The organism is Shigella sp. SIG3 (assembly GCF_053555855.1).
This window is the reverse complement of sequence record NZ_JBQZXE010000007.1, coordinates 56,953-66,603: the sequence shown is the minus strand read 5'-3', so window position 1 is coordinate 66,603 and position 9,651 is coordinate 56,953. Positions and strand designations below refer to the sequence as shown.

At 52.6% G+C, this 9,651-nt stretch carries 5 protein-coding genes; all 5 read right to left on the bottom strand.

Annotated features, from left to right (window positions below; all coding sequences use genetic code 11):
• Positions 1–34: 34 nt before the first annotated feature.
• From glgP to glgB, 5 genes are read right to left on the bottom strand one after another with little or no spacing between them, the layout of a single operon-like run.
• Positions 35–2,482 (bottom strand): glycogen phosphorylase, encoded by a 2,448-nt coding sequence (glgP, locus tag ACUU1I_RS03230; RefSeq protein WP_000993449.1) that lies wholly within the window; start codon positions 2,480–2,482, stop codon positions 35–37.
• Positions 2,483–2,500: 18 nt separating this feature from the next.
• Positions 2,501–3,934 carry a glycogen synthase GlgA gene (gene glgA, locus ACUU1I_RS03225; protein ID WP_001197649.1) on the bottom strand — a complete coding sequence of 478 codons (1,434 nt, stop codon included), beginning with the start codon at positions 3,932–3,934 and terminating at the stop codon, positions 2,501–2,503.
• Complete coding sequence (gene glgC / locus ACUU1I_RS03220; protein ID WP_000253975.1) at positions 3,934–5,229, bottom strand: glucose-1-phosphate adenylyltransferase; 1,296 nt, start codon at positions 5,227–5,229, stop codon at positions 3,934–3,936. The genes glgA and glgC overlap by 1 nt, the downstream gene beginning before the upstream one ends.
• Before the next feature lie 17 nt (positions 5,230–5,246).
• Entirely contained in the window at positions 5,247–7,220 is a 1,974-nt protein-coding gene (gene glgX / locus ACUU1I_RS03215; protein WP_000192556.1) for a glycogen debranching protein GlgX, read from the bottom strand.
• Complete coding sequence (glgB, locus tag ACUU1I_RS03210) at positions 7,217–9,403, bottom strand: 1,4-alpha-glucan branching enzyme (RefSeq protein WP_001283733.1); 2,187 nt, start codon at positions 9,401–9,403, stop codon at positions 7,217–7,219. The genes glgX and glgB overlap by 4 nt, the downstream gene beginning before the upstream one ends.
• Positions 9,404–9,651: the final 248 nt, after the last annotated feature.

Sequence of the window (9,651 nt, the reverse complement as noted above, 5' to 3'; positions counted from 1 at the left end):
AGACCCTTTGGCCCCGTTCTATTTATTAGTGAAATTACAATCTCACCGGATCGATATGCCAGATATGATCAGCGTACTCTTTGATAGTACGGTCAGAAGAGAAGTAGCCCATATTGGCAATGTTCAGCATCGCTTTTGCGGTCCACTCTTCCTGAAGCTCGTAGAGTTCGTCGACTTTATCCTGACAATCGACATAGCTGCGATAATCCGCCAGTACCTGGTAGTGATCGCCGAAGTTGATCAGCGAATCAACCAGATCGCGATAGCGACCCGGATCTTCCGGACTGAATACACCGCTGCCGATTTGCGTCAGCACCTGATGCAGCTCCTCATCTTTCTCGTAGTATTCACGCGGTTTGTAGCCCTGACGACGCAGTTCTTCCACTTCTTCCGCTGTGTTACCAAAAATAAAGATATTGTCAGCACCGACATGATCCAGCATCTCGACATTCGCACCGTCCAACGTACCGATAGTCAGCGCACCGTTAAGCGCAAACTTCATGTTACTGGTGCCGGAAGCTTCCGTCCCTGCCAGCGAAATCTGTTCAGACAGATCTGCCGCCGGAATGATCAACTGCGCCAGGCTAACGCTGTAGTTCGGGATGAACACGACTTTCAGCTTATCGCCAATCTGCGGATCGTTGTTGATCACTTTCGCTACGTCATTGATCAAATGAATAATGTGCTTCGCCATGTAATAGGCCGAAGCCGCCTTACCGCCAAAAATATTCACGCGCGGTACCCACTTCGCATCCGGGTCGGCCTTGATGCGGTTATAGCGGGTAATCACATGCAACACATTCATCAATTGACGTTTGTATTCGTGAATACGTTTGATTTGTACATCGAACAACGCCTTTGGATTCACCACCACATTCAGCTGCTGGGCGATATACTCTGCCAGACGCTTTTTGTTCTCCAGCTTCGCCTGATGCACAGCGTGATTAACCATTGGGAAATCACAGTGTTGTTGCAGCTCATTAAGCAGGCTAAGGTCGGTGCGCCAGTTACGGCCCAGGTGTTCGTCCAGCACGGCTGAAAGCGATGGGTTCGCTACCGCCAGCCAGCGACGCGGCGTCACACCGTTGGTGACGTTGGTGAAACGACCCGGGAAGATTTTCGCAAAGTCGGCAAACAACGATTGCACCATCAGATTAGAGTGCAGTTCCGATACACCGTTAACTTTGTGGCTCACAACAACCGCCAGCCAGGCCATACGCACACGACGACCGTTGGATTCATCAATGATCGACGCCCGTCCCAGCAGATCGGTATCGTTCGGATACTGTTCCTGCAAGGTTTTCAGGAAATAGTCGTTGATTTCAAAGATGATCTGCAGGTGACGCGGCAGAATTTTACCCAGCATATCAACCGGCCAGGTTTCCAGCGCCTCGCTCATCAGCGTGTGGTTAGTGTAGGAGAAGACCTGACAACACACCTCAAACGCGTCGTCCCAGCTAAATTGGTGCTCATCGATCAGCAGACGCATCATCTCAGGAATCGACAGTACCGGATGGGTATCATTGAGATGAATCGCGATTTTATCCGCCAGGTTATCGTAGGTTTTATGTAACTGATAATGGCGGCTTAAAATGTCCTGAATGGTCGAGGAAACCAGGAAGTATTCCTGACGCAGGCGCAGCTCACGCCCGGAGTAGGTGGAGTCATCCGGATACAGTACGCGAGATACGTTCTCGGAATGGTTTTTATCTTCCACTGCAGCGAAGTAGTCACCCTGGTTGAATTTACCGAGGTTAATTTCGCTACTGGCTTGCGCACTCCACAAACGCAGCGTGTTGGTCGCGTCGGTGTCGTAACCAGGGATTATCTGATCGTAAGCGACTCCCAGAATCTCTTCGGTTTCAATCCAGCGCGTTTTTTTACCTTCCTGCTGAATGCGACCACCAAAACGGACTTTATAGCGCGTGTTGTGGCGTTTGAATTCCCACGGGTTACCGTATTCCAGCCAGTAGTCTGGCGACTCTTTCTGGCTACCGTTAACGATGTTCTGCTTGAACATACCGTAGTCATAGCGAATGCCGTAACCGCGCCCCGGCAACCCTAACGTCGCCAGAGAATCAAGGAAGCAAGCCGCCAGACGTCCCAGGCCACCGTTACCGAGGCCTGGGTCATTTTCTTCATCAATCAGCTCTTCGAGATTTAACCCCATCGCTTCCAGTGCGCCCTGTACATCTTCGTAAATTCCTAGCGACAACATGGCGTTGGAGAGCGTACGGCCAATCAAAAACTCCATCGACAGGTAGTAAACCTGACGAGTTTCTTGCGACAACTGGGCACGGTTTGAACGTAACCAGCGCTCCACGAGACGATCGCGCACAGCAAATAACGTTGCGTTCAGCCATTCATGTTTATTGGCGACGACCGGGTCCTTTCCAATCGTAAACATCAGCTTGTAAGCGATAGAGTGCTTAAGAGCTTCTACGCTAAGCGTGGGCGATGAATATGTAAACGGAGCATTCATATAGGCGTTTCCTGAAAACTATTTCAAGCGATAGTAAAGCTCACGGTACGACTTCGCCGCGACCTGCCAGCTAAAATCCATTGCCATAGCCTGACGTTGCACAAACCGCCACAGTGAAGGACGGGACCACAGTACAAAAGCACGCCGAATAGCCCGTAACAGCGACCAGGCATTACTATCTTCAAAGACAAACCCACTGGCGACGCCATCTGCAAGGTTCTCAAGAGAACAGTCAGAAACCGTATCAGCAAGCCCACCGGTGCGCCGCACTAACGGCAGCGTACCGTACTTCAATCCATAAAGTTGCGTTAAGCCACACGGTTCAAAACGGCTGGGCACCAGAATGACGTCCGCGCCGCCCATAATGCGATGCGAAAATGCTTCGTGATAGCCAATCTGAACGCCCACCTGACCGGGGTATTCCGCTGCCGCCGCAAGGAAACCTTCCTGCAGCACCGGATCGCCCGCGCCGAGTAGCGCCAGCTGCCCGCCCTGCTCCAGAAGCCCCGGTAAGGCTTCCAGCACCAGGTCGAGACCTTTCTGGCTGGTCAGACGGCTCACCACTGCAAAAAGCGGCACTTTATCGTCAACCTTAAGCCCCATTGCGATTTGTAACTGGCTCTTATTTTCCGCTTTATCTTCCAACGTATCGCGGGTGTAACGCGAGGCCAACAGTAAGTCCGTCTCTGGACTCCAGATTTTCTCGTCCACGCCGTTCAGTACGCCTGAAAGACGCCCTTCACGGTGACGCTGTTGCAACAGACCTTCCATACCGTAGGCAAACTGCGGTTCGGTGATCTCGCGAGCGTAGGTTGGACTGACCGCCGTAATGTGATCGGCATAGTACAGACCGGCCTTCAGGAAAGAGATTTGTCCGTTGAATTCCAGCCCATGAATATTAAAGAATGACCATGGCAATTGGATGTCATTCATGTGATGTGCATAAAACATGCCTTGATAGGCCAGGTTGTGCACAGTAAACACCGACTTCGCAGGACGCCCGCGCGCCGCCAGATACGCAGGCGCAAGACCTGCATGCCAGTCGTGCGCATGCACCACATCAGGACGCCAGAATGGGTCAAGCCCGCTGGCCATTTCTGCCCCAACCCACCCCAGCAGCGCAAAACGCAATACGTTGTCGGTATAGGCAAATAAGTTGGTATCGTGATACGGGCTTCCCGGACGATCATAGAGATGCGGCGCGTCAATCAGGTATATGCCAACCCCGTTGTAATGACCGAACAACAGCGTGATATGCCCGGCGAAAGTATCACGACGGGATACTACCTGCGCATCGGTCACGCCACGGCGAATATCGGGAAATGCAGGCAACAGTACGCGAGCGTCAACGCCGTCTGCGATTTGTGCTGCGGGTAATGCCCCAATAACATCAGCCAGACCGCCGGTTTTAAGCAGCGGGAACATCTCTGAACATACATGTAAAACCTGCATTATCGCTCCTGTTTATGCCCTAACTTCCGTAGCATTTCGCGCGTTACCAGCACGATGCCTTCTTCTGAACGATAGAAACGACGTGCATCTTCCTCTGCGTTTTCACCAATCACCATGCCTTCCGGGATAACACAAGCACGATCGATGACGCAGCGGCGCAGACGGCACGAGCGACCTACCCATACTTCCGGTAACAATACGGCGGAATCAATGTTGCAGAATGAATTCACGCGAACGCGCGAGAACAGAACGGACTGCACCACCACCGAACCGGAGATCACACAACCGCCGGATACCAGTGAGTTAAGGGTCATCCCGTGGCTACCGGAGCGATCCTGCACGAATTTCGCTGGCGGTAATGATTCATTGTAGGTGCGAATTGGCCAATTGCGATCGTACATATCCAGTTCCGGCACCACAGAGGCCAGATCGAGATTCGCTTTCCAGTAAGCTTCCAGCGTACCCACATCGCGCCAGTACGGCTCGGCATCCGGGTCGGATTGTACGCAAGAGAGCGGGAACGGGTGCGCATAGGCCAGACCGGCTTCGGTGATCTTGGGAATCAAATCTTTGCCAAAGTCGTGGCTGGAGTTCTCATCACGATCGTCTTCTTCCAGCAGTTCATACAGATAGTCGGCGTCAAAGACGTAGATACCCATACTCGCCAGAGATTTGCTCGGATCGTTCGGCATTGACGGTGGGTTAGCAGGTTTTTCAACGAATTCGATAATTTTATCGTTCTCATCAACCGCCATAACGCCAAATGCGGAGGCTTCTTCAATCGGTACTGGCATACAAGCAACGGTGCAACGTGCGCCTTTTTCGACGTGATCGATAAGCATACGCGAGTAGTCTTGCTTGTAGATATGGTCGCCCGCCAGGATCACCACGTATTCCGCTTTATAACGGCGGATAATGTCGAGGTTTTGGGTGACCGCATCTGCGGTGCCGCGATACCAGTTTTCCCCTTTCATTCTCTGCTGTGCTGGCAGCAGATCGACAAACTCGTTCATTTCTTCATTGAAGAATGACCAGCCGCGCTGAATGTGCTGCACCAGAGTGTGGGACTGGTACTGGGTGATCACGCCCATACGACGGATCCCAGAGTTGATGCAGTTAGACAGCGCAAAGTCAATAATGCGGAACTTACCGCCGAAGTGTACGGCCGGTTTTGCTCGCTTATTGGTTAAATCCTTCAGGCGGGTACCACGTCCTCCCGCCAGTATCAGGGCAACAGATTTCAATGGCAGCTGGCGCGCCAACATTAAGTGATCGTTCTTCTCTAAACTAACCATGACTAACTCCTTTTTTATCATCTCTGGAACACACACAATCCGTGTGCAGGTCCCTGCCAGACAACCGTAATCACTGGGTTATCCTCTCCAGCGAATGGGGGAATGGCGTGCCACTCCCCAGCAGGTAAAACAATCTCTGTTACCTCAAGCGTGGCGTTAATTGCGATCAAAAAGCGATCCGAGAGCAGAATTTGCAGCTGTTTCGGCCCGTTTTGCCACTCATCCGTGCTTAAAGGTTGAGCATATCGATTTAGCCAACGGACATTGCCGTCACCTTCTTCCCACCAGCGATTCTCCACCAAAGCGGGAATGCGCTTGCGCAGATGGATTAACGCGGCGGTAAATGCGGTTAAACCACTGCTTGCCTGCGACCAGTCCAACCAGTTTAATTGGTTATCCTGACAGTAGGCATTGTTATTGCCATGCTGGCTGTGACCATGTTCGTCACCGGCCAGTAACATCGGCGTGCCCTGGGAGAGCAACAACGTTGTTAACAGGGCATGAATGCTGTCGCGCCGCCGTTCAACCAAGTCAAGAGTACCGCCTAACCCTTCTTTACCATGATTGTTACTGTAATTGTTGTTGGTCCCGTCGCGATTTTCTTCTCCGTTTGCTTCATTGTGTTTATGGTTGAAGCAAACGCAGTCGCGAAGCGTAAAACCGTCATGCGCGGTGACGAGATTAATCGCGGCACTCGGCAGACGACCATTACGTTTAAAAACATCGCTGGAGGCAGCAAAACGCCCGGCAAACGCCCCCAGAGGCAAATCATAATGTAGCCAGAAACGACGGGCAGCATCGCGGAAATGATCGTTCCACTCGGCAAACAGCGGCGGGAAATTTCCCACCTGATAACCACTAGGAGCGATATCCCACGGTTCAGCAATTAACTTCACCTGCGAGAGCACCGGGCAGTTCTGGATAGCGGTAAACAACGGCGCATCCTGACGGAACTCTGGCGTACGGCCCATGACTGCCGCCAGATCAAAGCGGAAACCATCGACGTGGCAGGTTTCTACCCAATAACGCAGGCAGGCGCTGGCATAATCCACCACCGCCGGATGACTCAAATTGAGCGTGTTGCCGCAACCGGTCCAGTTGTGATAATCGCCGTCTTCTCTTATCCAATAATAGCTACGGTTATCGATCCCACGCAGCGAGAATAACGGGCCGTCGAGGTCCAGTTCCGCACTATGGTTGAGCACGATATCAAGAATGACTTCGATACCCGCTTTATGCAGTGCTTTGATTGCATCGCGAAACTCATCCAGCGCCGTTTCTGGCGAGCAGGCATACGCCGGATGCAGCGCAAACATCGCCACCGGGTTGTAACCCCAGTAGTTACTTAGCCCCATGCGTTGCAGACGTGGTTCACTGGCAAACTGCGCCACTGGCAGCAGTTCCAGCGCGGTAATGCCCAATTGTTTCAAATAGTTGATCATCACCGGATGCCCGAGGGCTTTATAAGTGCCACGGATCTCGACCGGGATCTCCGGGTGCAAGTACGTTAATCCTTTGACATGGGCTTCATAAATGATGGTGCTGCCCCACGGCGTGCGCGGCGGGGCGTCATCTTCCCAGTCATAGTGATCAACCACCACTACGCATTTCGGCGCAATGGCGGCGTTGTCGCGATAGTCAGGTTCATTATGACCGGCGTGCAGCAGCGGGTTATCTTTAAACTCCCCGTCAATTTGCCGCGCGCAAGGATCAATCAACAACTTCGCCGGGTTAAAGCGATGCCCCTCGGCGGGTTGCCAGGGGCCATGAACGCGATAACCATAACGCAAACCCGGGCGCGCATCCGGCAGATAACCGTGCCAAATGTCGCCACTGTTCCCTGGCAAGTCATAGCGATGTTCCTGGCCATTGGCGTCAAAGACACACAGTTCTACCCGCTCGGCATGAGCGGAGAAAAGTGTGAAGTTGACGCCCTGACCGTCGTAATGCGCGCCGAGGGGAGCGGGTTTGCCAATGGCGAGTTGTGTCATTCTGCCTCCCGAACCAGCCAGATAGTGGCCAGCGGTGGTAGCGTCAGGCTTAGTGAATGCTGACGACCGTGGCTGGCAATCTCATCGCTGTGTACCGTGCCGCCATTGCCTGCATTACTGCCGTGATAGTGTATGGAATCGGTATTGAGGATTTCACGCCATTTGCCTGGCTGATTAATGCCGAAGCGATAATCATGCCGCGGCACCGGCGTAAAGTTACTGGCAACGATAATTTCGTTACCCTCTTTATCGCGACGCACAAAGATCAGCACCGAGCGTTCTTTGTCATCCACCACCAGCCATTCAAAGCCGTACGGGTCAAAATCCAGTTCATGCATTGCTTTATGGTGGCGGTAGGTGAGGTTCAGATCGCGCACCAGACGCTGGACACCGTGGTGCCAGTTATCGCCGCCTTCCAACAGATGCCAGTCGAGGCTGGCGTCATGGTTCCACTCGCGGCCCTGGGCAAATTCGTTCCCCATGAACAGCAGTTTCTTGCCCGGAAATGCCCACATCCAGCCATAGTAAGCGCGCAGGTTAGCGAATTTCTGCCATGCGTCGCCCGGCATGCGGTCGAGAATCGATTTTTTACCGTGGACCACTTCATCATGCGACAACGGCAGGACGAAGTTTTCAGTGTAGTTGTAGAGCATCCCGAAGGTCAGTTTATCGTGATGATACTGACGATAAATCGGGTCGAGCTTCATGTAGTCCAGGGTGTCATGCATCCAGCCGAGGTTCCACTTGTACCAGAAGCCCAGACCGCCCATATCCTGCGGACGAGAAACGCCAGGGAAATCGGTAGACTCCTCAGCCATTGTCACCGCACCGGAAACCTGCTCACCAAGAATACGGTTGGTATTACGCAAGAATTCAATCGCTTCAAGATTCTCGCGCCCGCCAAATTCGTTCGGGATCCACTCCCCCTCTTTACGGCTGTAGTCACGATAAATCATCGACGCCACCGCATCGACGCGCAGCGCATCAATACCAAAACGTTCAATCCAGTAAAGCGCGTTACCGACGAGGAAGTTACTGACTTCACGGCGACCATAGTTGTAGATCAGCGTGTTCCAGTCCTGATGATAGCCTTCACGCGGATCGCTGTGTTCATACAAGTTCGTGCCATCAAATTCGGCAAGCGCAAAGTCATCAGTCGGGAAGTGGCCTGGCACCCAGTCGAGAATCACGTTCAGACCAGCTGCGTGTGAGGCATCAATGAAATAACGGAAGTCGTCGCGAGTACCAAAACGGCGGGTTGGTGCATACAGGCCGGTTGGCTGATAACCCCAACTGCCATCGAAGGGATGCTCGTTAATGGGCAGTAGTTCGAGGTGGGTAAAGCCCATCCATTTAGCATAAGGCACCAGTTGATCGGCCAGCTCGCGGTAGCTCAACCAGAAATTGTTGTCGGTGTGGCGACGCCAGGAACCCAGGTGAACTTCATAAATAGAGATTGGCGCATCAAACTGATTCGCTTTTTTGCGCTCTTCAGTCTGTACAACCTTTTCCGGCAGCCCGCAAATAAGAGACGCGGTTTCCGGGCGCATTTGCGCTTCGAAGGCATAAGGGTCGGACTTCAGACGCAAGTTGCCATTGGCATCAATCATCTCGTATTTATAGAGCTGACCGTTATGCGCCCCAGGGATAAACAGTTCCCAGATGCCGCTCTCTTTACGCAGGCGCATCGGGTGACGGCGACCGTCCCAGTAGTTGAATTGCCCAACCACCGAGACCCGACGGGCGTTTGGAGCCCAGACAGAGAAACGCGTACCTGTGACGCCATCCATAGTATCTGCATGCGCGCCTAAGGTTTCATACGGGCGCAGGTGAGTACCTTCAGATAATAGCCAGGCATCCATTTCCTGGATTAGCGGACCAAAACGGTAAGGATCATCAATCAGGTTTTGCTGACCATGCCAGACAACAGCCAACTGATAGCGGAAAAAATTCTTACGTCGCGGAATGACGCCGCTAAAGAATCCCCGTGAGTCGAGACACTCCAGTTTTGCGAGTTTGCGCCCGGTTTTCGGTTCAATCACCCACACATCGGTAGCGTCGGGTAAAAGGGCACGGACTTCCAGTCCCGCGGTGGTTTTATGCATTCCCAGTACGGAAAAAGGATCCGCAAAATGGCCTGCAATTAGCGCGTTAATCACGTCTCTATCGATACGATCGGACATGCTTGTCTTCCTGTTTTATTGTGTCACCCCATCCAATTGGATTTTTGACTTCTGGTTGTGACATTTTTTTGACCTGAACGGCGCAGCACTCTGTGCATCCTCTCTGCGTCGTCCTCACTTCAGGTAAGGCTGTGAATACTCATGTATTCAGCCACCCTTAAAGAATAGCCAATGCTCTATTTAACTCCCGGTAAATCATGAAACATCTGCGCTTACTCCTGTATTACGCACTAACAGGGGCGGCATCG

Excerpts from the sequence above, each read along its gene's own strand:
- glgB (WP_001283733.1), bottom strand. The coding sequence starts at position 9,403 with ATGTCCGATCGTATCGATAGAGACGTGATTAACGCGCTAATTGCAGGC.
- glgP (WP_000993449.1), bottom strand. The coding sequence starts at position 2,482 with ATGAATGCTCCGTTTACATATTCATCGCCCACGCTTAGCGTAGAAGCT.
- glgA (WP_001197649.1), bottom strand. The coding sequence starts at position 3,934 with ATGCAGGTTTTACATGTATGTTCAGAGATGTTCCCGCTGCTTAAAACC.
- glgX (WP_000192556.1), bottom strand. The coding sequence starts at position 7,220 with ATGACACAACTCGCCATTGGCAAACCCGCTCCCCTCGGCGCGCATTAC.
- glgC (WP_000253975.1), bottom strand. The coding sequence starts at position 5,229 with ATGGTTAGTTTAGAGAAGAACGATCACTTAATGTTGGCGCGCCAGCTG.